We start from the raw sequence: 22348 nt of genomic DNA, 5'->3' as shown, positions 1-22348 counted from the left end.
ATGCCCGCGAAGGGTAAGCACCGCCGTCCCAGGATCAACCCGCTCACGCGTGGACTCGTCGCCGCCGGTACCGGAGGCGCCGTCGTCGCGCTGCCGCTCCTCGGCGCCACCGGAGCCCACGCCGCCGAGCAGGCTGCCCCGGCCGCCGTCCCCGCCCAGGCCGTCGCCGCCGCTCAGGCGAAGGCGCCCGCCGCCCTCCAGGCCGCGCCCGCCGCTGCGAAGGCCGCGCCCAAGACGTACTCCGTCGTCAGCGGCGACTACCTGTCGAAGATCGCCGCCGAGCACCACCTCGCGGGCGGCTGGCAGAAGCTCTACGCGGACAACCGCCAGGTCGTCGGCGAGAACCCCTCGCTGATCCTGCCCGGCATGAAGCTCACCCTCGGCGCGAAGAGCACCGCCACCGCTCCGAAGAGCGCCGCGCCCAAGGCCGCCGCCCCGAAGGCGGCTCCCAAGGCCGCCACGAAGGCAGCCCCGAAGGCCGCGGCGAAGAGCGACTCGTCGCAGGGCTCGGCCGACGAGACCCGCGCCTCCCGCAGCAGCCAGCGCTCCTCCGCCCCGGCCGCCACCGCCGCGCAGTCGGACGCCGGCTCTTCCTCCGCCGCGCAGTCCACCGGCTCCTCGACCGGCTGGGTCTCCCCGGTCAGTGGCGGCATCTCCACCCCGTACCGCGCCTCCGGTTCCATGTGGTCCTCCGGCTACCACACGGGTGTCGACTTCATCGCCTCCTCCGGCACGACCGTCCGCGCCGTCGGCGCCGGCAACGTCGTCTCGGCCGGCTGGAGCGGCGCCTACGGCAACGAGGTCGTCATCCAGCACGCCGACGGCACCTATTCGCAGTACGCCCACCTCTCCTCCCTCTCCGTCTCGTCCGGCCAGTCCGTGAGCGGCGGCCAGCAGATCGGCCTGTCCGGTTCGACCGGCAACTCCACCGGCCCGCACCTGCACTTCGAGATCCGCAGCTCGCCGAGCTACGGCTCCGACCTGGACCCGCTGGCCTACCTGCGCCAGCACGGCGTCTCCATCTGAGCCCCCTCGCTCCGAGGCACTCGCTCGACGGTCCGGCACCTCCGTGCCGGACCGTCGGCGCGTTCCTGACAAACTCCGGGAGCTATTCCGGCTTGGGAGAATCTTTATCGGTGGCATATGTCACCCGCCGTCAACCCCTCCTTACGGTCGCGTAGGTCACATCCGAACGGGAAGGATGTGCCCCCGTGGCAGACGATTCGAGATCAAGAGACAAGAACGCATTCGGGTCGTACGCGGCGATCGGTGACAGCTTCACCGAGGGCGTCGGAGACCCCGGGCCCGACGGGACGTACGTCGGCTGGGCGGACCGCTTCGCGGTCCTGCTCGCCGACCAGCTGCCGGAGCACGACGACTTCCGCTACGCCAACCTGGCCGTACGCGGACGCCTGCTCGACCAGATCGTGGCGGAACAGGTCCCCCGGGCGAAGGAACTCGCCCCCGACCTGGTGACCTTCTGTGCCGGCGGCAACGACATCATCCGGCCCGGTACCGACCCCGACGACGTGGCCGAGCGCTTCGAGCGCGCCGTCGCGGACCTGACCTCCGCCGTCGGCACCGTGATGGTGACCACCGGCTTCGACACCCGCGACATCCCCGTGCTCAAGCACCTGCGCGGGAAGATCGCCACGTACACCGCTCACGTCCGGTCCATCGCGGACCGCTACGACTGCCCGGTCCTCGACCTGTGGTCCCTCAAGTCCGTGCAGGACCTGCGGGCCTGGGACGACGACCGGCTGCACCTCTCGCCCGACGGCCACACCCGGGTCGCCCTGCGCGCCGCCCAGGTCATCGGCCTGTCGGTGCCCGCAGACCCTGACCAGCCGTGGCCGCCGCGCCCCCCGCGCGGGACGCTGGAGGTGCGCCGCGACGACATCCACTGGGCCAAGGAGTACCTCGTGCCCTGGATCGGGCGCAGGCTGCGCGGCGAGAGCTCGGGCGACCACGTCGAGGCGAAGCGCCCCGACCTCATGCCCCTCTGACCTGCCCGAGGGACGACGGGCCGCCGGCCGGGATCCGCTCCAGGACCCCGCCGGCGAACACGTCGTACAGCGGCAGCGTCTCCAGATGGACGTAGCCGATGTGGCAGTCGCAGACGGCGAGGGGGCAGGCCCGGGGGCGCAGCGCCGCGCGGTACGAACCGTCGTACAGATTTCCCAGCTCGGCCTTGACGAAGTGGCAGCGCCGCACCGTCCCCTCGCCGTCCACCGAGATCACCGACTCGCCGGTGCGGCACGGCAGCCCCGCCGAGCGGTGCGGCCGCCTGCTGTACGGGAAGAGCGGATCGATCCCGGTCCACTCCCCGGCCTCCGCGTCCGTGTACGTGTGCCCCTCGGCCGCGTTCACCCAGAGGTAGACGTGCGGCGGCAGGGCGGCGCGCAGCCGGCGGGCGTCGTCCCGGTGCTCGGGCAGACCGACCACGCCGACGCTGAACCGGTTGCCCCGGTCCGCCAGCTCGCGGCACTTGCCGAGGAACCGCTCGTACGGCGTCTGGCCCGGGTGGTACGTGCACCACAGGGCGACGGTCTCCGGGTCCGCCTCCGCCAGCCAGTCGGTCCGGCAGCTCAGATTGGTCTGGATCGCCACCCGCTCGACGTGCGGCAGCCGTGACAGGTCGACGAGCGCCCGCCGGTACCAGGAGCGCACCAGGCCCTCGCCCCACGGGGTGAAGAGGATCCGCAGCCGGTCGCCGGTCTGCGCGGCGGCCCACCCGGTGAACCGGTCGAGCGCGGCCCGGTCGGCGCGCAGCTGCTCGCGGCTGTCCCGGCGCTTGGCGAAGGGACAGTAGGGGCAGTCGAAGTCGCAGGAGGCGAGCGGGCCGCGGTAGAGCAGCGTCAGGTCCACGGCCGCCCCCTACTTCGGCTCGTACGCGGCCATGGCGGCCCGCACGTCCGGCGAGAACAGCTCCGGGCCGAGCCCGTCCGAGTACGCGAGCCCTTCCGGCGAGAGCCGCAGCAGCCCCTCCGGGGCTTCCGCGTCGAGCCAGCCGAGCGCCTCGAAGCGGGCCAGTTCCGCGGGGAAGTCCGCGAACGGGGAGGAGCCGAACCGCTCCTCGTAACCGGCGACGGGCATGCCCTCGGCCTGGAGCAGCGACTGGAGCAGATGGCGGCGGCGGGCCTCCTCCGCGTCGACCCACCGGCCGACCTCGACGCGGGAGAAGTCCGCGCACTCGGTGTAGGCGTCGATGATCGAGCGGATCTCGCGCATGTCGACGGCGTAGTCGAAGGAGTAGTGCAGCGCCGAGGTGTACGAGCGGGCCCCGCAGCCCAGGCCGATCATCCCGTCCGTCTGGCACGCGTAGTCGTCGGGGCCGAGGGGCGCGGCGTCCGTCCGCCGGAACATCCGCATCGACACCTGCTCGTAGCCGTGGGCGAGGAGGTGGTCCCGGCCGTAGCGGTAGAGCCGCAGCCGTCGCTCGTCCCACTCGCGGTCGGCCCGCTCCCGGTCCGCCGGGGAGATCCGGCCGAGGCCGGTGAGCGGCCGGACGTACAGCGGGTAGAGGTACAGCTCCTCGGGGCGCCAGGCGAGCGCCGCGTCGAGCGAGGAGTGCCAGGACCGCTCGGTCTGGCCGTCGATCCCGTAGATGAGGTCGATGTTGAGCACCGGGACTCCGGTGTCCCGGATCCGGCCGAGGGCCGACTCGACGTCCGCGCGGCGCTGCGGCCGGACGGCGGCCCGCGCCTCCGCCTCCACGAAGCTCTGCACCCCGATGCTCAGGCGTGTCGCGCCCCGCTCGGCGAGGAGCGCGAGCCGGTCGGCGGTCGCGGTCGCGGGGGAGGTCTCGACGGAGAGCGGCACCGCCCGCAGATCGACCCCCGTCCGCTTCTCGGCGATGTCGCAGAGCCGCTCCAGCTCGGCGGCGGTGAGGAAGGTGGGCGTGCCACCGCCGAAAGCGGCCGTGGCGAACCGCACCGGGGCGGCGTCGCCGAGCGCCTCGCGGACCGCCGCGGCCTGGCGGTCGAGGGCGTCCAGATAGCGGGTGGTCAGCTCGTCGGGGGCGCCGATGCGGGTGAAGAGGTTGCAGAAGCCGCAGCGGACCTCGCAGAACGGTATGTGCGCGTAGAGGGAGAGCGCGTCCTTCGGCTCGTCCCGCCAGAGGTCGGAGAGGGCGGGCGCGGGGTCGGGGAGCGGGCGGTACGCCGTCTTGTGCGGGTAGGCGTAGACGTAACTGCGGTACGGGCGCGGGGCGGTGCGGTCGCTCATGCCGCGGTCTCCCGCTCCGGGCCCGCCAGTTCGAACTGCGCGTACGGCACGGTCCACACGACCTCGTGGCCGAGCCGGTGCCCGGTGTGGCCGTCCTCGCCGTACGCGGTGCCGTGGTCCGAGCAGACGATCGCGAAGCAGGGGCGCCGGCTGCTCATCGCGGCGAAGAGCCGGCCGACGTGCCGGTCGACGTACTCGAGGGCCGCCGCGTGTGTGGCCCGGGAGTCCCCGGCCTCGCGGGTCGCCCCCGGCAGGTGGAACCAGTTCGGCTGGTGCAGCGCGGAGACGTTGACGAAGAGGAAGAGCCGCCGGTCGTGCGGGAGGGCGGCGACGACCTCCTCGGAGCGGGTCACCTGGGACTCGAAGGAGGTCGGGGAGGCGACGCCGAAGGAGGGCTCCCAGTGGCTCTCCTGGAACAGGCCGGGGAGGACCGAGCCGAGGGGCGGCTGCTTGTTGAAGAAGCCCACCCCGCCGACGCAGACCGTCCGGTAGCCCTCGCCGGCGAGCGCCGAGACCAGGTCCGGGGTGTCGTGGACGTAGGTCCCGCCGGCGGTCGACTCGCTGCCCGCGAAGCGGGCCGCGAACAGCCGGGGGTGCGGTCCCGGGGCGTCCGGCGTCGGCAGGAAGCCGGCGAAGATCGCCTGGTGGGAGGCGTACGTGAAGCTGCCGGGCGCGTGCCGCCGCTCCCAGACCCCGCCGGGCAGATGCCGGGCCAGATTCGGGATGCGTCCCTCGGCCGCCAGCTCGGCCGCCACGTCGTACCGCAGCGTGTCGAGGGTGACGAGGAGCAGATCGTGGCTGCCGACGATCGCGTTCATGTCGGGCTGGTTCACGTGGTGCTCGTTCCTGTGGTGCTCGTTCGGTTCGTGGGGGAGACCGCGGGTGCGGCGAGGGCAGCGGGGAACTGCGCGGCGACCTGCGCCGCGTACGTGTCGAGGCCCTCGGCGTCGCTGCCCGGCAGACCCGTGAGACCGGGCAGCAGATCGCCGAAGGCGTTGACCTCGCCCACCGCGAAGCGGCGCCAGCCGGTGGCCGGCAGCAGGTCGACGCCCACGCACCGGGTGCCGGGGAAGGCTGCGGCGGCCCGCTCGCACACGCCGAGCGCGTCCTCCCACCGCCCGCCGGCCGAGACGATCGCGGCCCGGGCGGCGGCCAGGTCGCCCCGGGCGCCCCCCAGATGCAGATTGGTCATCGGGGAGCGGCTGGTGCGGACGACGGCATGGGTGGCCCGGCCGTCGATCACCACCACCCGCAGGTCGGCGGCCCGGCCGTCCTGGGTCGCCTTCGGCAGCCAGCGCTCGACGTGCAGCCCGTCGGGGGCGAGCGCGTCCACGATCGCGGCGATCTCCCGCTCGCCCGTGTAGCGCCGCACCCGCAGGGAGTTGAAGAGGCGCCCGTCCGGGCCGCGCTCCACCGAGGTCGTCGCCTGGATCCTGCCCGCGCCGTTCGACTCCACCGCGAGCACCCCCGAGGCGGAGGAGCCGTGCGCGAGCTTCACGAACACCCGCCGAAGGCCCGCCGAGGCGAGCAGCGACCGGAGGTCCGCCCAGCCGCCCACGGCCGGGGCGGCGGGCCCCGAGGTCGGGGACTCGGGCACCGGCACACCGGCCGCCCGCAGCCTGCCGTGGCTCAGCCGTTTGTCGAACAGGACCGCGAGCTCGCGCGGATCGTCGACGAGCGCGGCACCCGCGTCCCCGACGGTCTCCGCGAGCGCGGAGACGGCGGCGGTGAACCGGGCGTACCAGCGGCCGGAGCCTTCGACCCGGGCCGGGTCGTCGACCCCGCGCAGCAGCCGGTCGGCCTCCGGGTCCTCGCCGGGCGAGTCCAGCCGCACGGTCTCGCCGGCGGCGAACCGCGCCCGGCCGCACAGGACGTCCGGCCAGGACACCACCCGCGCCCCGGGCAGCCCGGCGGCCCGCAGCGCGTCCTGGAAGAACGCGACGCGACGGCCCGCCGGATCGCCGACGACGACAAGGCGCGGGCGGACGGTCATTCGGCTACCGCGACGTAGCGGTAGACCTCGCCGTCACCGTCGTCGTCCGGCTCCTGCGCGTCGTCGAGGTCGACGGTCACGCCGTGCGGGACGAGTGCGGTGCGCACCCGCTCGCGCATCGCCTCCGACAGGTAGTGGTGGGAGAGGTCGAGGTGGGTGAGATGGGTCAGCGGCTGCCCGTCGAGCAGGGCGGTCGCACCTTCGTCCGTCAGCACGCCCATGGAGAGGTCGAGCCGCTCGATCCGGGCGACGACCGGGGCGCCGGCCACGGCCGCGGCGATCTCGTCCTGGATGACGCTGTTGCACAGCCCCAGGTGGCGCAGGGCGGGGAAGCCCGTACCGGCGAGCAGCGGCGCGAGGTCCTCGGCGGTGGCGTCGCCGCCGTACTCGTCGGTCCCGAGCCAGAGTTCGAGGTTCTCCAGCGCGGGCAGCTCACTGCCGACGATCCCCCGCACGACCGCGGCGGGCAGCCCGCCCGTCTCGACCGCCAGGGTCTCCAGAGCCTCGTGCCGGATCGGCGGGAAGAGCAGCCCCGTGCCCCCGCGCACCCCGAACTCCCGCAGGGCCGGATAGGCGGCGAGCAGCGGCGTCACATCGGACTGCACGATCCAGGAGATCTCGCAGTCCTCGCCCGTCATGTCCCCGAGGAACACCGCCCGCAGGCCCGTGAGCCGGTCGCGGGCGGCGACCAGCGCCGCGACGACGAACGCGGACGAGGTCTCGTACGGCTCGTCCCAGCCGCCGACGACCAGCGCGCGCACCCGCTCCGCGTCGACCGTCTTGAGGAACCGCTCGAAGAGCGGCTCCCAGTGCTCGTCGCCGGGGTCGCTGTACGTCGGGGCGGAGATCCGCCAGGCGACCGCTTCCGCGTCGGGCAGCTCGGTGGTCGTGGCGGGGCTCTCGTCGGGGTCCGCGAGCACGCCCGGGAAGTCGAACACGGGAAGGCCGTGGAACTCGTGCTGGTATTTCCCGATGGTCATGACAGTGCTCCAGACAACGGATGACGTTGAGTCGGCTGATGCCAAGAGTTGTACCAAGCGGCACCGACAACGCCCTCCGCCGGGGCCGCCCCACCGGGCCGTGAGCGATTGTCAGACCCTGCCCCTAGCGTCGTTCTCATGTTCGGTCGATCGGTGCCGAACGGGGAGGGGAGAGCCATGTACCGGCAGGGAGACGTGCTGATCGCGCCCGTCGAGGAGACGGCCGTACCGGCCCGGGCGAAGGCCGCGGCGAGTGAGCCGAGGGACGCCAGGGGCCGCCTGGTCCTCGCCCTCGGCGAGGTGACCGGGCACGCCCACGCGATTCCCGGGCCCGGCCGGCTGGTGCGGGAGCCGGGGCCCATGGGCCCGCTGCTGCTCGAACTGCCCGAGGGCGGCCGGGTGGTGCACGAGGAGCACGCTCCGATCGCGCTGCCCAAGGGCTGGTATCGGGTCGTGCGCCAGCGGGAGTACGTGCCCGGCGCGTACCGGATCGTCGCGGACTGACCGAGAGAGACCTGGGGGACACCGACATGAACACCGACCCGAACATTGACATGAACGCCGATACGAACCACACCACCGCACTGGACAAGTGGCGGGCCGTCGCCGCGGCCACCGGGCCGGCCGACCGCGCCGCCGCCGAGGCCGGCATCCGGCTCGCCTACCGCACGGCGGGGCTCGCCGAGCCCGCACGCGTGCTCTGGGCGGACTCGCCGCTCGCGGCCGTCGCGCTCGTCCGGGGGCTCACGGACCCGGGCCGTTCGGTACGGGACGAGGTGCGCACCCGGCCCTGGGCCGAGGAGCGGCGACGCCTCCACGACACGCTCGGCCCCGCCGGCTGGGCGACGCACTGGCAGGCGACCGGCGCGGGCCTCTGGGACCTCACGCGGGCGCTCGCCGAGCAGATCCGGGCCGGGGTGACGGAGGCCGCCACGGCCGAGGGGGCCGGTGCCGACCCGAGGACCGATGTGTCCGGGCGGGAGGCGGGGGAGACGCGGGAGGCGCGGGAGGTTCCTGAGGCGCGGGAGGCGACCGCCGTGCGGCTCGTGCTGCTCGACGCGGTGCTCGGCCAGCACGACGCGGCCTGGCTGGCCGCCTTCGACGGTCGGGGCGAGCGGCTCGCGGGGCTCGCCGCCGTCGCCGAGCACGCCGGCTGGTGGTGGCCCTACGAGAACGTCGCCGTGGTCTGCGAGCGTCCGGTGGAGCTCCACCGGGACGAGGCCGGCCGCCTCGACCGGGGTGACGGCCCGGCCCTCGCGTACGCGGACGGCTTCGCCCTCCACGCCTGGCGCGGGATGCCGGTGGCCGCCGACTTCCTCGCCGGTCTCGCCGGCCTCACCCCCGAGCGGATACGGGCGGAGGAGAACGCCGAGCTGCGGCGCGTGATGCTGGAGTACTACGGCTACGACCGCTACCTCGCGGTGTCCGGCGCCCGGCACGAGCACCGCGACGGGACGGGCGTCCTGTGGCGCGTCGAACTGGCCGACGACGAGGACGTGGTGATGGTCGAGGTGGTCAACTCCACGCCCGAACCGGACGGCAGCCACCGCACGTACTGGCTGCGGGTGCCGCCCTCGACCCGGACCGCCCGGGAGGGCGTGGCCTGGACCTTCGGACTCTCCGCCGAGGAGTACGAGCCGCTCGTCCAGACGTGAGCGGGGACCGGTGCGCGGGCCCGGCTGGTACGGAGAGGTGAAGGGCGCCGCCGGTCAGGAGTGGCGTGCGGGAGGCGGCGGTGCCGGGTGCTGGGATGTGCCCGCCGGAGCCCCGGCACCCACCCCCGAAGGGACCGCCTGTGACGACCCGCCAGCCCCGGACCGCCCTCACCGCGACGACCGCTCACGCCACCGCGACCACCGACACCTCGAAGACCGCCGGCACCTCGAAGACCGCCGGCACCTCGAAGACCGCCCGCGCCTCCACGGCCGCCCGTGCCGGCCGTCTGCTCACCGCCACCGTCGTGCTCGGGGGGCTGCTCGTCGGCACGGCCGCCCCCGCCCTGGCCGCCGGGCCCGAGCGGACGGCCCTGCGCACCGCCGTCCTGGAGGCCGCGCCCGCCACGGTCAGCGTCAGCGGGAGCGGCCGGGCGGCCGCCGCACCGGATCTGGCGATCCTGTCCGTCGGGGTCGAGGCGACCCGTAAGACGGCGAAGGAGGCGATGGCCGCGCAGAACGCCGCTGCAAAGGCTCTGCTGGAGGTGCTGCGAAAGGAGGGGATCGAGGACCGGGACATCAGGACCGACAGCCTCTCGCTGGCTCCGGTGTACACGCAGAACACCGCGGGGGAGAGCAAGGTGACCGGCTACCAGGCCGGCCAGTCCTTCTCGGTGAAGGTCCGCGACCTCGACAGGACCGGGCAGGTCATCGGCGCGGTCAACGAGGCCACAGGGGACGACGGCCGGGTCAACGGCGTGGTCTTCGACGTCGCCGACCCGTCGGCACTGCGGGTGAAGGCGCGGGAGGCCGCCTTCCAGGACGCGTACGAGAAGGCCTCGCAGCACGCGCGGCTCAGCGGACACCGGCTCGGCCGACTGGTCTCGCTCAGCGAGGGCGACTCCGTGCGCCCCGGCCACGGCGCGCTGCCCTCGATGCCCGCGGACGAGCCGGGCGTCCCGCTGGCTCCCGGGGAGATCGAGGAGCAGGTCACCGTTTCGGCCGTCTTCGAACTGATCTGAGGCTACGGACCGGGCGGTCCCGCCGCCCCGTCCTCTCCGGCCACGGAGCCCTTCCCGTCCTCTGCGCCCTGCTGCCCGTCCTCTACGCCCTGCCCGTCCTCTCCGTCCTTCCGGTGGGGACCGGGCATGTCCGGCGAGGCCGTCCGGGCGCCGCCCACCGTCTCCTCCGGCAGGCCCAGCTCCCGGGCGAGGGCGGCGTCCGCCCACCGCAGCAGCGTGGCGCGCGGCAGGGAGCCGTCGTACGCCGTCGTCTGCACCGCGAGCCCGTCGAGGAACGCGGTGAGCCGCCAGGCCGCCGCGGTCGGGTCCGGACAGCGGAACTCGCCGGCCTCGACCCCCTCCGCGATCACCCGTGCCAGCGCCGCCTTCCACTCCCGGTCGAGCGAGGCGGCGACCTCGCGCAGATCGGGGTCGCGCAGCGAGGCGGCCCACCCCTCGATCCACAGGCGCCAGCCCTTGGCCTGCCCCGTCGGCGCGTACCAGCGGATGGCGGCGCGCAGCCGGCGCCCCGCAGAGGAGCGCCGGCCGAGCAGCTGCCGCAGGCGGGCGAGGTCGGCCTCGGCCGCGTGCGAGAAGGCGGCCGCGACCAGCTGTTCCTTGGTGGAGAAGTGGTAGAGCACCAGGGCGTTGCTCACGCCGAGTGCCGAAGCCACGTCGGAGATCCGGACGGCGGTGACGCCCCGGGCCTCGATCTGGTCGACGGCGGCCCGCAGCAGGTCCTCCCGCCGCTCCGCCACGCTCAACCGCACTCTCGCCACGCGGAGCAGCCTACACAGCATGTGACAAGGGCATGATCGTCAATGGCCGGGGGTCGGGCGCGGCGGAGCGCTCAGTACCAGCCGTAGCGCTCGGCGATCACCGGAAGGCGCTCCGCGACCAGCGCGTGCGCCGCCGCGCGAGGGCTCGTGCCGTCCGCCGAGGCACGGTCGAGCAGGCCGCCCACGAGCTCCCGCATGGACCGGCGTACCCGGTCGAAGGCCTGCTCCGCGTCGGCCTCGATGTCACCGAAGAGCGTCCACCACCACCAGGCGTTGGTGCAGGAATTCACGACCACGTCGGGCAGCACGGTCACCCCGCGCGCGGCGAGTGCCTCCTCGGCCTCCGGCAGGACCGGCATGTTGGCCGCCTCCGCGATCCAGTGGGCCGTGATCCGCGCCTGGTTCCCGGCGTCGATCGCGTACGAGACGGCCGCCGGGACCAGGACCTCCGCGTCGACCGCGAGCCAGGCGTCCCGGGGCTCCTCGCGGTCGCCGGGCCGCAGCGCCGTGCGGTCGACCGTGCCGTGGTCGTCGCGCGCGGCGAGGAGCGCCTCGACGTCCAGGCCGTCGGGGTTCACGATCGTTCCCCGGACGTCGGCGACGGCCACCACGCGCAGCCCGGCGCGGGCCAGGAACCGGGCGGTCGCCCCGCCCATCGTGCCGAGCCCCTGCACCGACACCCGGGTCCCGGCGGGCTCCCGCCCGGCCCGGCCGAGGGCGACGAGCACGGACTCGGCCACTCCGAGGCCGCCGACCAGGGCGTCGAGCCCGATGCCGTCCACCTCGATCGCGAACGCGTCGGCGAGCCGCTTCCGCGCCGCCGCCTCGTCGTCCAGGAGCGGGTACACGGCCTGTACGGAGGAGACGAGCCCGGCCTCGGCGGCGGCCCGGTCCACCAGGTCCTGGGTCAGCCCCAGGTCCTCCCCGGTCGTCCAGAACCGCTCGATGTACGGCCGCATGGCCCGCAGGTAGCGCACGAGGACGCCGTACGCCTCGGGGGAGCGGGGGTCGCAGTCGATGCCGCCCTTGGCCCCGCCCAGCGGGACGTACCGCGAGGCGGGGTCGTAGTGGAGGGCCTCCTTCATGGTCATGCCGCGGGCGAGCCCGGCGACCTCCGCCGCCGTGCACCCCTCGCGCATCCGCAGGCCGCCGCTGGCCACCCCGCGCACCAGCCGGTCGACGACCAGATGGCCCCGGCGGCCGGTCACGTGGTCGGTCCAGTCGACGGACAGGAGGGGGGTGGGGCTCATCGCGGGTCTCCATCGTGAGGGGCTGTTACTGAACAATGGTTCAGTATGGCCGGTCTCCCCGACCGTACGGGCCGCGGGCCGCCCATAATGGAACGACCCCCCTCAGAGATCAGGAGGTCCAGTGACCGGTACCGGCTCCGACCGTTCCCCACGGGCCCGGCTGCGCGCGCTGCGCCCCGAGGCCTTCGGCGCGGACCCCGCGGGCGAGCGCCTCGCCCGCATCCACCGCTCGCCGAACTTCGCGGACGGGATCTTCCAGAACCCCGAACCGGCCCGCCGTGGCCCGTCGGGCTCCACCCTGGAGTTCGCCAAGATCTACTTCGAGAAGGAAGGACGCGCGCGCCGAGCCCCCACCGGCACGATCCCCGTCCACCCCACCACCGTCGCCGACCTCGCCAAGGCGCCGGCCACCGGGCTGCGCCTCACCTGGATGGGGCACTCCTGCGTCCTCGCCGAGATCGACGGGCGCCGGGTCCTCTTCGACCCCGTCTGGGGCGACCGCTGCTCGCCGTTCCCCTTCGCCGGCCCCAAGCGGCTCCACCCGGTGCCCGCACCGCTCGCCGCGCTCGGCCCGGTCGACGTGGTCGTGGTCTCGCACGACCACTACGACCACCTCGACCTGCCGACGATCAAGGCGCTCGCCACCACCGACACCGTCTTCGCGGTGCCGCTCGGCGTCGGCGCGCACCTGGAGCGCTGGGGCGTGGCCCCCTCCCGCCTCCGGGAGCTGGACTGGAACGAGTCCACCGAGATCGGCGACCTGCGGCTCACGGCCACCCCGGCCCGCCACTTCTGCGGCCGGGGCATCCGCAACCGCCAGCAGACGCTCTGGGCCTCCTGGGTCGTCCAGGGCCCCGAGCACCGGATCTTCCACAGCGGGGACACCGGATACTTCTCCGGTTTCAAGGACATCGGCGCCGCGCACGGCCCCTTCGACGCCACCATGATCCAGATCGGCGCCTACTCCGAGTTCTGGACCGACATCCACATGACCCCCGAGGAGGGCGTACGGGCCCACCTGGACCTCCAGGGCGGCGCGGCCTCCGGCGTGCTGCTGCCGATCCACTGGGGCACCTTCAACCTCGCCCCGCACCCGTGGGCGGAGCCGGGGGAGTGGACGAAGGACGCGGCCGAGGAGGCCGGCCAGGCGGTGGCGTTCCCCCGCCCCGGCGAGCCCTTCGAGCCGGCGGGAAAGCTGCCCGGCGACCCTTGGTGGGGCTCGGTCTCCCGCCCGATCGCCCGCCCGTGGCGGCGCCCCCGGCCTGCCGGGGTTGCGGCCGAGAAGGCGCGCGGCGGCGATCTCGATCTAGCGGGCGAACGGTGACCCGGTCGGGGACGGACGTGCCGAGGTGGTGGGGATCGCTGGAGCGTCTCCCGTCTGAAGGCCGTGAGCGGTTCAGGCCGTTGCCGACGGAGAGGGAATCGTCGCGAGTCGTGGTCCGAACGCGCATCACGGGCCGCTGATCTGAGGTCGGCGGGCACCACCCTGGTCCGCGACGCGCTCGACCTGCGTCCGCCGCCTGTCCGAACGACAACTGGACGAGAAGGCCGGGACGCGGTCGGGCTGTCGGCCCTGGCCGTTGAGCAGGGTGTGGAGGTCGTCGAGGACTCCGACCGCGTCCCGGGCGCCATCGCCCGCCGAGCCCTCGAGACCGACGCGCTCGCGGTCCTCGACCGACCTGAGCCTGAGGGGATCTTCCTGATTTCGTCGCGGCACGACGGCGGCACGGCGTCCTGCCGTTCCGACCCGTTTCCGACCCGGAACCGACCGGGGTCCGGCCGGCGGGTCCGGTGCAATGGACAGGGGAGCCCGGCTTGTGACCCCGGCGGACGCGGTGCGATGCTTGCCGCCATGCTGGCCCACTCCCTCCCATCAAGACACGGATCGGTCCTTGCGGAGGTGAGACAGGTGAGGCGAGCCGGTCTCGTCAGACTGAGAGAGCTGAGTCTTCCGGAACTCTCCCGCATCGCACATGACGTGGCCGCCGCACCGGAGGCGACGGGTGAGCCGTCCGCCGTGGTGGGCATTGAACGGCTGTTACGGACCGCGGTCTCCCTCATCGGCGGCGGCGGCCTCCAGACCGCCGCCCAGTACAGCCTCGGCCTCGCGCAGGGCACGCGCGACTGGCCGGCCTCCGACCGGCGCCGACGGGCCGCGCAGGTCTACGGCGTCAGCGTGGAGAGGTTCCGCAAGCACCACGAGCTGATGGTGCTGGGACAGATCACGGAGCAGATCATCGTTCTCGCCGGCCGGCAACCGGCCGACGACACCGGAGGCCCACCGGACGCCCCCGCCCCGCTGCCCCTCGTCCATCGCACGCTCCGGTTGCGGATCCACGGGCGGCCGGATCCCGCGACGGTGCGGATCCACGTCCACTCGGTGGACCTGCTGCGTGACGTCGACGTCGTCCTCTCGCCCTCCAATACGTACTTCGTGCTGCCTGCCGCCTACAAGTCGTCCGTCGCCGCGACCCTGCGCCGCGCCGCGGCACGCCTCGACCCTACGGGGGTACTCGTCGCGGACCACCTCCACGACGAGTTACGGGAATGGGCCGCCCGGCAGGGAACAGAAGGCCGGGCGGCCCTTCCGGGGACCGTCGCCGTCACCTCGGCGGGAGCCCTCGCCGGCCAGGGGGTGCGGCGGATCTACCACGTGGCCGTCGCCCAGCCCCGCCCCGGCACCAACGACTACGACGTCCTGCCGACCGACGTCACCCGAGGCGTGGCACGGGCCTTCGCCCTGCTGGCCGAGGAGACCGCCCGGCACGAACCGCCGCTCACCTCCGTATGCCTCCCGCTGCTCGGTGCCGGACGGGGAGGGCTCACCCCGCTGGAGAGTTTCGGAGCCCTCTGGCCCGCCGTGGAGGCCGAGCTCGCCCGGCGCCGCGACTGGCAGATCCACTTCGTCGTACGCGCCCACGCCCGCGCGGACTTCATCGAGAGGCTGCTTGCGCCACTCGCCGACACGACCACCCACGACCGGGGGACAGCATGAATCCGTACGCCGTGCTCGCGGCCGCGGCGGCCCGCTGGGAACACGTCGCCGACCGCCTCGGCGGACCGCTCCGCGAGCTCCTGGCCCGGCAGCTCGCCGCCGTGCGCCGGGCGAAGGACGAGGAGGGGCGCGGGACCGCGGCCGAAGCGGCCGCCCAGGTCCTGCTGGAGGGCCTGCCGGACGAGTTCGGCGCCGAGGCGCAGGCGCGGCTCTTCGCCGGCGTCCTCGATGACGTCTACCTGGGTTTCCAGGCGGATGACCTCGCGGTCCTGCTCCTCGACGGGCACCGCATGGTCGGGCCGGTCCTCGGGCCGGTACGCAAGAGACTGCTCGCGGCGCCTGCGCTGAACGCCGACACCGTGCTGCGCCGGGGCGGCGACCCTTACGCGCCCGAGCTGATCCGGCTGCGGGGCGCCGGAGGAGTGCTGCGGCTGCCCCGGTTCCAGTTCTCCGAGGGCAGCCTGCCCTGGATGGCTGTTCTCGAGGTGAACCGGCTCCTTGAGGCCGACCGTGACCCGTGGGGTGCCGCCGACTGGTGGCTGTCCCCGAACGCCTGGCTGGGCGCCACGCCCGCCGAGCTCCTCGGGGGCCCCAGGGAGCGTCAACTGGCCGACGTGGCCGTGCTGCTGATGGAGGGGGAGTAGCCATGCCCAACTACCGGCCGCCCTCCCGGATGACCGGATCCCCCGGCAAGGTCACCCTGCCGCGGGGCACCACCCTCTACCGTGTCCACGCGGCCCACCGGGACGCCACCGCCTTCAACCCGGTGCCGTCACACTGCTTGTACGGCGGCGGCCGGTTCGACGGCACCGCATGCGACCCGTACGGCTATCTGTACGCGGGTCTCGGCGCCGAGGCCGCGCTCTGCGAGACCCTTTTGCGTTCGCTGCCGTTCGACCCCGCGGGCGGGCCCCGGCTGCTGCCGCGGGTGAGCGTCACCCGGCGCAAGCTGTCCCGGCTCCGGCTCGCCGCCGACCTGGATGTCGTCCCCCTGGTGTCCGCCCGGGACCTGGCCGCCGTGCACCAGGACAGCTGGCTCGTCCACGCCGAGGCGCACGACTACGCCTACACCCGGGACTGGGCGCACTGGATCCGGCGGTACACCGACCCCTGGGCGCAGGGCCTGATCTGGTCGTCCAAACGGGAGCCGGGCGACCGTACCGTCGTCCTCTTCGAGGACCGTTGCCCGCCCGCGGCCGTGGAGGCCGTCCCGGACGGGGCCGTGGACTTCGGCACGCCCGAGGGCGAGGAATGGCTCAACTCCGTACTCCAGCCGTACCACGTGAGGCTCGCAACCTGAACATGACCGGACAACCGGAACCCACCGACGACGAACTGCGGGCCGAACGGGACGAGCTCCTCGATGTCCTTGCCCGGACGGCGGCCGACGACCCCGAGGCGCCGGAGCTCTGCGCGCGCGTCGGCGCGCTCAGCGCCGTGCTCTTCGGGCGACTGAGCCAGGAGGAGGACCTGGAACTGGCCGCCGAGGCCTTCCAGTTGGCTTTCGACGCCTTCGACCAGGCCTATCGCCCGCCCGGGGATCTCGGACTGTGGCACGCCTGGCGCATCCGGTACGCGTACGTACGCGCCTGCCAGTACGACAAGGACGAGGACCCCGAGCGCCTGGAAGAGGCTCTGGACCTTGTCTGCGAGGGGCTCGCGGAGCTTCCGGCGGACGAGGAGTACGACCAGGAGCGCGTCCTGGGCCGGCACCTCCTGGCGAACGGCTCCAAGGCCCGCTTGACGACCCTGCCGGAGCAGGGCGACGGCGACCGCCGGGCCGAGCTGCTCGCCGAGGCGCTGGAACTCCACTACGAGGTCCTGCCACTGCTCGAACCGGGCAGCGGGGAGGAGACCGACCTGCGCGAATCCCTCGGCTATCTTCATCTCGAGCGTGCCTCGGGCGGCGGCGGCGACCTCCACGACGCCGTCGCCTCGGCCGGGCACTACCGTGCGGTCCTCGAAGCGGCGCTGCCGACCAGCGATCTGCCGCTGGTACGCCACAGCGTGGGCCTGGCGCTGATGATCCAGGGGATCTCCACCAGGAACCGGGACGTATTGGAAGAGGCGCGGGCCGAGCTCGGGACCGCGCTCCACGAAGCCAGGCGGAGCGGCGAACAGCCCTCCTGGGCCTGGGAGTCGGAGATCCGGTCCGCCTATGTCCGCGCCGTGATCTGGTCCAACTGGAAGGACCAGGCCCACGCCGCAGCGGCCGAGGCGGAGCTGAGCGGCTTGCTCACCGCCCCGGACGCCGTCGACCGGCTCCTGCCGCACTATCTCGACGGCTTCGGGCGCCTGCTGTTCGAGCGGTCGAGCGCCCGGGGCGACACCGCCGGACAGGACCGGGCGATCGGTCTGATGCGGCGGGCCGTCGAGGCGTGGCGGCCCGCCAGGGACGGCAAGGTCACCGCCACCGCCTTCCTCCTCGCGGCCTTCCAGCAGGGCCGCTACCACGACGATCCGAACCCCGAGCGGCTGCACGAGATCACCCGGGCGGCCGACCAGGTCCTGGCGGACGACGAACTCGCCACGGATCTGCGCGAGATGGTGCAGATGGTCGGTGGCTGGGCCTGGAGCGCGCTGGAGCAGGAGCACGGCTTCCGGCCCGGCCCCTCGGGCGGCAGTCCGTCGCGCATGAGCATGGCCGACCTGGGCCGGCTGCAGCGCAGATTCTACGAAGAGCTGGGCCGGGGGCGGAACTTCCTCGACTTCAGCGAGACCGACGACGACTTCCCCGGCCTCATCCGGGGCACGTTGAACCCCTCCCGGCTGACGGGTGCCTTCGATGAGGCGTACGCACGCTGGCTCGCCATGGAACCAGGGCAGCAGCGAGCCGAGTTCGCCCTCGCGCTACTGACGCACCTGATGCTCTTCGACGCCCACGGCACGCACGTCACCGCCGAGCAGAAGGCCGCGCTGACCACCTGCGTCCAGGAGGCCCACAACGACGATCCGGCGTGGCAGCGGCGTGCGCATGCCGCCATCGCCCACGTACGGCTCTGGGAGGAGATGACCGGCCTGGGCGGCAAGGGCACCGACGACGTGATGGAGCACCTCAACCGGGCGCGGACCACGGACGGTACTACTCGGACCATGGGCACGAGCATCGACCTCGTCCGGATGATGGCCACCCAGCACCGCGGGCAGACCCTGGGCGCGGCCGACGACGTCGAGGAAGCCGAGGAGACCTGGCGGCGCCTGCGCGACGACGCGGGTCTCTCTCCGTATGTGCGGCGGGCCATGGACGCCCATCAGGCCAGCCTGGCCGCGCACCGGGCCACACAGCTGGGCGACCTCGGTGCGGCGGACGCCCATATCGCGCGGATGACGGAGGCACACGCCTCCTCCGCCCCCGACGACCCCTCCCGTATCGAAGTGTGGACGTCGATCGAGAACGCCCGTATGGCCCGCGACGATCTCGCCCGTCGGCTCGGCGCCCCGCCCGGCCCTCCTCTCGTCGGCCGCCCCACCCTGGCCGAGCTGCGACGCGCCGCGGGCCGGCTGCCCCGGGACCACCGCGCCTGGGTCCTGGGCGACAACGGCATCGCCCGCTACCACCGCGCCGCGTCGACCGGTGACGCGAGGGCGATCCACGAGGCCATGGAATTGATGCGGGAAGCCCATGACCTGGTCGACGAGGGCTCGGACAACAGACTGCGGTACGCCTACACCCTCGGCTCGGCGCACTGCGGGCTCGCCTCCGGACAGCGCAACCCGGTCGCGCGGTCACGCGGACTCGCCGCGGGCATCGCCCTCCTGGAGGCCGCGCTCCGCACGGCGGGAGGCCCCGAGCACCGCCTGTACGCCGCCACGGCGCTCGCCCTCGCCCGCGCCTACCGCACCCGGGGTGAACTGCGCCGCGATGACCGGGCGAACGGTCGGCGCATCGGCCTCGACGCCCTGCGCGGTCACGCCTGGGCCGCACTGTTGCAGTCCGGCACCGACCACGCCACGACGGCCGCCGTCCAGGCCACCTCGACCGCCCTGGAGGTCGCCGCGTGGTGTCTGCGGGACAACGCCCTCGAGGAGGCGGTCCAGGCCCTCGATGCCTGCCGCGGCCTCGTGCTGCACGCCGCCGTCACCTCCCGTCAGGTGCCCGAGCGGCTGATCGCGGCCGGTCACCTGGACCTCGCCGACGAGTGGCGGGCGACCGGGGTCGCCGCCGAGCCTCCCGCCGACCCGCTGTCCGCCGCGCAGGCACCGCTGTCGGTGCCCAGCACGCTGCGCCGCCGCGTCCTCGCCGCCCTCACGGCGGGAGCGGACGGCCTCCAGGACCGGCTGCTCGACCCACCCGCCGTCGACGAGATCGCCACGGCGCTGCGCTCGCTGCGCAAGGACGCCCTGGTCTACCTGGTGCCCGCTTCCGACAACGCGGGCGGCTCCGCCGTCGTCGTCACGTCGGGCGGCGACGTCCACGTCGTACCCCTGCCCCGGCTCACCGAGGAAGCCGCGCCGCTGAAGGATTACGCGCCCGCGCCGGGCGCCGGGCGTGCGGACCCCGAGCCCGAGCCCGGGGCGCCCGAGCCCGGGTCGCCCGAGCCGGAATCCGGCCGTGACCTCGGGCCCGTACCCGGGGGTCCGTCAGCCGCGGATCGGAGGGCGGCACCCCTCCGCCGGCAGCTGGAGCGGCTGTGCGGCTGGGCCTGGTACGCGGGCGTCAGACCGCTCTTCGACGCCTTTGACGCCCCCGCCGGACGCGTCCCGCGGCTGGTGTTCGTACCCATGGGGGCGCTGGGGCTCGTCCCTTGGCACGCGGCCTGGGAGGAGGGCGCCGACGGGCGGCGCCGGTACGCGCTGGAGGAGGCGGAGATCTCGTACGCGGCGTCGGCGCGGCTGCTGTGCGAGGTGGCGGCCCGGAGCGCCGCGGAACACACGGGGGGCGCGCTCGTCGTGGGCAACCCCACCGGCGACCTGCCGTACGCGGGTGAGGAGGCGGACGCCGTACAGCGGGCCTTCTACCCGGAGGGCACCTTCCTCGGGCGGAGGGCGGACGGCACGGCCGACGGGCTCGGCACGCCCCGCGAGGTGGTGTCGTGGCTGGCCGACGCCGGTGCCGACGAGGGCGGGCTGCTGCATCTCGCCTGCCATGCCGCGATCGCGCGCGATGCCCGGCGTACCGCCTATCTGTCGTTGCACGGCGGTGAGTTGGCGGCTGAGGAGCTGACCGAGGCGATCGGCGGCGGCCGGGGACGGCTCGGCCTGGTCCTGCTCGCCGCCTGCCGCAGCCATGTGTCGGGGCGGGGCCACAACGAGGCGTACAGTCTCGCCACAGCATTCCTGGTGGCCGGGGCCCGCTCGGTGATCGGCTCGCTGTGGCCGGTGCCCGACGACGCTACGTCGGTGCTCATGTTCCTGACGCACCACTATCTGCGTCGGGAGGGGGAGTCGCCCGCGAAGGCTCTGCGCCGGGCCCAGCTGTGGATGCTGGACCCGGCGCGGGAGCTGCCCGCCGGACTTCCCCCGCTGCTCGCCGAGCGGGCCCGGCGGGTGGATCCGGACGATCTGAGCGCCTGGGCGGGCTTCACGCACCTGGGCCGGTAGGCACCACCGTGCGCAGCTGGATCGTGCGGGCCGTCCACCGGCCCGTCGGCCCGGTCACGCGGCCCATCACCCGCGAACCCGAAGCCCACGGTTCCCAGGCGTCCAACTGGTACGGGACGATGTTCAGTTCACTCTCGGCGACGATCAGTTTCAGCCAATCCCGGGCGCTCGCCCCGGGGACCGCGGGGCGGGTCGGCGGCAGGGACAGCTGCACAGGCTCTCCGTCGAGCGCGTGGCCCGTGCGGCCGGGGCCGATGAAGTGCCCGGGGTAGAGCAGCGTATGACTGGCGTAGCTGTCGGTCAGATCGATCAGGGCGCACCACAGGGTCCGGTCGACGGAGCGGTTGTGCAGCCGGATGGAGACCCGCGGCTCCTGGAGTCCGCCGGGGCCGAGGACGTACGGGCAGACGATCTCGCCGCTGCCGTCCGGGGCCAGCGTCTCGCCGTCCGGAGCGCCCCAGGGCGAGATCTCCACGCGCACCAGACCGTCCAACGACGAAGGGCCCGGCGTGAGATCGCGGATCCGATGCCAGCACACCAGATGGGTCAGACAGTCGGCCACCCGCCCGGCGTCACCGGGGCCGTTCAGCGGCAGCGGGTCGGTGAACGGGGTGCCGTCGCGGCGTCGTACGTGCGCCAGGTCGCCGTCCACCTCGACCCGGAAATGGAGGTCGGCCGCCTCACGCGGATCGTCGAGCACCCGCAGCAGCGGGGTGGCGGCGAGGCCCTCCCGTACCGGGCCGAGCAGCCCGTCGCCCGGCGTCGAGGCGGTCAGCGACACTGTGGCCGGCGGCTGCGGCAGGGCGGAGAGCGTCACCGGGTAGACGCGGGTGGGCGACGGTACCCAGCCGTCGGGTTCCACGAGGGTGTGCGCCGCATGCACCGCGCGCGCCCGGACGGAGGGCATCGGGAGGCCGGGCCTCGGCCCGTCTTCCGGTACCACCGTGAACGTGGTGCCGTCGGGCCCCGTGCCGTCGGCGAGACCGTGGACGGCGCCGCAGTCCACCTCCCAGCCGTGCGCACCCAGGCGGAGCAGATACGGGCTCACGGGCCGGGCCACGCGCCCCCCGAGGAACGGCGTGTCCGCCGGGCCTCCGGGCTCCGCCGGATACAGCACCGGCTGCTGCCGCCCGCCTGAGCGCTGCAGCCGGGCGTCTGCCGCGGACAGCAGCTCCCGGTAGGTGGCCTCCGGACCGGCGGCGCGCACCGCGCCCAGCAGGGCGTGCGTGAAGGCGCCGTGGCGGCGCCCGGCGTAGTCGTCCTCGTACGAGTACTGGTCGAGCCGCGCGGCGGCCAGCAGGACATGGCGGGGCGCGCCTTGCCCGCCGGTGGCCGAGACGTCCCGGGCCATCGGGGACATGTCGTCGGAGCCGCTCAGGTCCCAGTCCGCGGCGGGCGGCGCGTAACGGGCGGTCGGCCCGCCCCCGCGCGTGGCGCCGCCCGAGTAGCAGCAGTCCAATACGGCGGCGACGTGCGCGCCGCCCGCCGCCACCCCGTCGAGGAGCCGGCCGAGCCGCTTGTCGAGCAGCGGGCCGTCGACGCAGACGAGGGCCTGGTTCCGGCCGGTCGCCTCGATCCGCAGATGGGCCTCCTCCTCCGCACGGGACTGCGTGCCGTGCCCGGAGAACCAGAAGAGCGCGGTGTCCCCGGAGGCCGCCCGCCCCAGATGGTTCACGACGGCGTCCTCGACCGCATCGCGCGTGGCCTTGGCGTCGAGCAGTGCCTGGACGACCACCTCGCCGGATGCGGACGCGCGTTCCTCCAGGAGACGGCGGGCCTCCGCGATGTCGTTGCGACAGCCGAGAAGCGGCGGAGCCATGCGCGACGGGTACTTGTCAATCCCTACCAGCAGTACGTAGATCGAACCCATGCGGGAGAGTGTTGCAGCATCGCGGAACACGCAGTGGCCCGGGGACGGCCGGAAACTGGT

General features: G+C 74.0%; 18 protein-coding genes. 10 read left to right on the top strand and 8 right to left on the bottom strand.

Annotation, left to right across the window (positions count from 1 at the left end; all coding sequences use genetic code 11):
• Positions 1-1026 (top strand): M23 family metallopeptidase, encoded by a 1026-nt coding sequence (locus tag DEJ46_RS06630; RefSeq protein ID WP_150264622.1) that lies wholly within the window; start codon positions 1-3, stop codon positions 1024-1026.
• Positions 1027-1211: 185 nt separating this feature from the next.
• Positions 1212-2006, top strand: a complete 795-nt coding sequence (locus DEJ46_RS06625; protein WP_150264621.1) for an SGNH/GDSL hydrolase family protein — start codon at positions 1212-1214, stop codon at positions 2004-2006.
• Here the strand turns inward: DEJ46_RS06625 and DEJ46_RS06620 are convergent.
• Genes DEJ46_RS06620 through DEJ46_RS06600 form a run of 5 tightly spaced genes read right to left on the bottom strand, consistent with a single transcriptional unit; the run spans position 1993 to position 7200 of the window.
• Positions 1993-2868 (bottom strand): STM4011 family radical SAM protein, encoded by an 876-nt coding sequence (locus DEJ46_RS06620; protein ID WP_150264620.1) that lies wholly within the window; start codon positions 2866-2868, stop codon positions 1993-1995. The two genes, DEJ46_RS06625 and DEJ46_RS06620, sit on opposite strands and share 14 nt — an antisense overlap.
• Positions 2869-2877: 9 nt before the next feature.
• Positions 2878-4227 (bottom strand): STM4012 family radical SAM protein, encoded by a 1350-nt coding sequence (locus tag DEJ46_RS06615; RefSeq protein WP_150264619.1) that lies wholly within the window; start codon positions 4225-4227, stop codon positions 2878-2880.
• The gene (locus DEJ46_RS06610; protein ID WP_150274180.1) at positions 4224-5045 is read right to left on the bottom strand and encodes an STM4013/SEN3800 family hydrolase; all 822 of its coding nucleotides are present in this window, start codon (positions 5043-5045) and stop codon (positions 4224-4226) included. Before DEJ46_RS06610 ends, DEJ46_RS06615 begins: the two co-directional genes overlap by 4 nt.
• Positions 5046-5056: 11 nt before the next feature.
• A complete protein-coding gene (locus DEJ46_RS06605) occupies positions 5057-6220 on the bottom strand; it encodes an STM4014 family protein (protein WP_190622470.1) in 1164 nt (387 codons plus the stop codon).
• Complete coding sequence (locus tag DEJ46_RS06600) at positions 6217-7200, bottom strand: STM4015 family protein (protein WP_150264618.1); 984 nt, start codon at positions 7198-7200, stop codon at positions 6217-6219. The genes DEJ46_RS06605 and DEJ46_RS06600 overlap by 4 nt, the downstream gene beginning before the upstream one ends.
• A gap of 177 nt (positions 7201-7377) precedes the next feature.
• Here DEJ46_RS06600 and DEJ46_RS06595 point away from each other — a divergent pair, with 177 nt between their 5' ends.
• From DEJ46_RS06595 to DEJ46_RS06585, 3 genes are all read left to right on the top strand, one after another.
• Entirely contained in the window at positions 7378-7704 is a 327-nt protein-coding gene (locus DEJ46_RS06595) for a hypothetical protein (protein ID WP_150264617.1), read from the top strand.
• A 50-nt stretch (positions 7705-7754) separates the two neighbouring features.
• A complete protein-coding gene (locus DEJ46_RS06590; protein ID WP_150274178.1) occupies positions 7755-8855 on the top strand; it encodes a DUF6745 domain-containing protein in 1101 nt (366 codons plus the stop codon).
• Positions 8856-8995: 140 nt separating this feature from the next.
• Entirely contained in the window at positions 8996-9874 is an 879-nt protein-coding gene (locus DEJ46_RS06585; protein ID WP_263411747.1) for an SIMPL domain-containing protein, read from the top strand.
• Positions 9875-9876: 2 nt separating this feature from the next.
• On the opposite strand, the gene DEJ46_RS06580 is transcribed toward DEJ46_RS06585, so the two are convergent.
• Both DEJ46_RS06580 and DEJ46_RS06575 read right to left on the bottom strand, forming a co-directional pair.
• Positions 9877-10632 carry a TetR/AcrR family transcriptional regulator gene (locus DEJ46_RS06580; protein WP_150264616.1) on the bottom strand — a complete coding sequence of 252 codons (756 nt, stop codon included), beginning with the start codon at positions 10630-10632 and terminating at the stop codon, positions 9877-9879.
• 71 nt (positions 10633-10703) lie between these two features.
• Positions 10704-11882: a glutamate dehydrogenase gene (locus DEJ46_RS06575; RefSeq protein WP_150264615.1), complete on the bottom strand. Its 1179-nt coding sequence runs from the start codon at positions 11880-11882 to the stop codon at positions 10704-10706.
• Between the two features lie 121 nt (positions 11883-12003).
• Here DEJ46_RS06575 and DEJ46_RS06570 point away from each other — a divergent pair, with 121 nt between their 5' ends.
• The 5 genes from DEJ46_RS06570 (at position 12004) to DEJ46_RS06550 (ending at position 20418) form a co-directional block, all read left to right on the top strand.
• On the top strand, positions 12004-13206 hold the full coding sequence (locus DEJ46_RS06570; protein WP_150264614.1) for an MBL fold metallo-hydrolase: 1203 nt from the start codon (positions 12004-12006) through the stop codon (positions 13204-13206).
• Positions 13207-13860: 654 nt separating this feature from the next.
• Complete coding sequence (locus DEJ46_RS06565) at positions 13861-14877, top strand: hypothetical protein (RefSeq protein ID WP_223834543.1); 1017 nt, start codon at positions 13861-13863, stop codon at positions 14875-14877.
• Positions 14874-15521: a hypothetical protein gene (locus tag DEJ46_RS06560; protein ID WP_150264613.1), complete on the top strand. Its 648-nt coding sequence runs from the start codon at positions 14874-14876 to the stop codon at positions 15519-15521. The genes DEJ46_RS06565 and DEJ46_RS06560 overlap by 4 nt, the downstream gene beginning before the upstream one ends.
• Before the next feature lie 2 nt (positions 15522-15523).
• On the top strand, positions 15524-16177 hold the full coding sequence (locus tag DEJ46_RS06555) for an RES family NAD+ phosphorylase (protein WP_150264612.1): 654 nt from the start codon (positions 15524-15526) through the stop codon (positions 16175-16177).
• A gap of 2 nt (positions 16178-16179) precedes the next feature.
• On the top strand, positions 16180-20418 hold the full coding sequence (locus DEJ46_RS06550; RefSeq protein WP_150264611.1) for a CHAT domain-containing protein: 4239 nt from the start codon (positions 16180-16182) through the stop codon (positions 20416-20418).
• Here DEJ46_RS06550 and DEJ46_RS06545 read toward each other — a convergent pair.
• Complete coding sequence (locus DEJ46_RS06545; protein WP_150264610.1) at positions 20399-22288, bottom strand: caspase domain-containing protein; 1890 nt, start codon at positions 22286-22288, stop codon at positions 20399-20401. The two genes, DEJ46_RS06550 and DEJ46_RS06545, sit on opposite strands and share 20 nt — an antisense overlap.
• Positions 22289-22348: the final 60 nt, after the last annotated feature.

The sequence above is a fragment of the Streptomyces venezuelae genome (assembly GCF_008642375.1).
Taxonomy (GTDB): domain Bacteria; phylum Actinomycetota; class Actinomycetes; order Streptomycetales; family Streptomycetaceae; genus Streptomyces; species Streptomyces venezuelae_G.
This window is presented reverse-complemented; position numbering and strand designations above follow the sequence as displayed.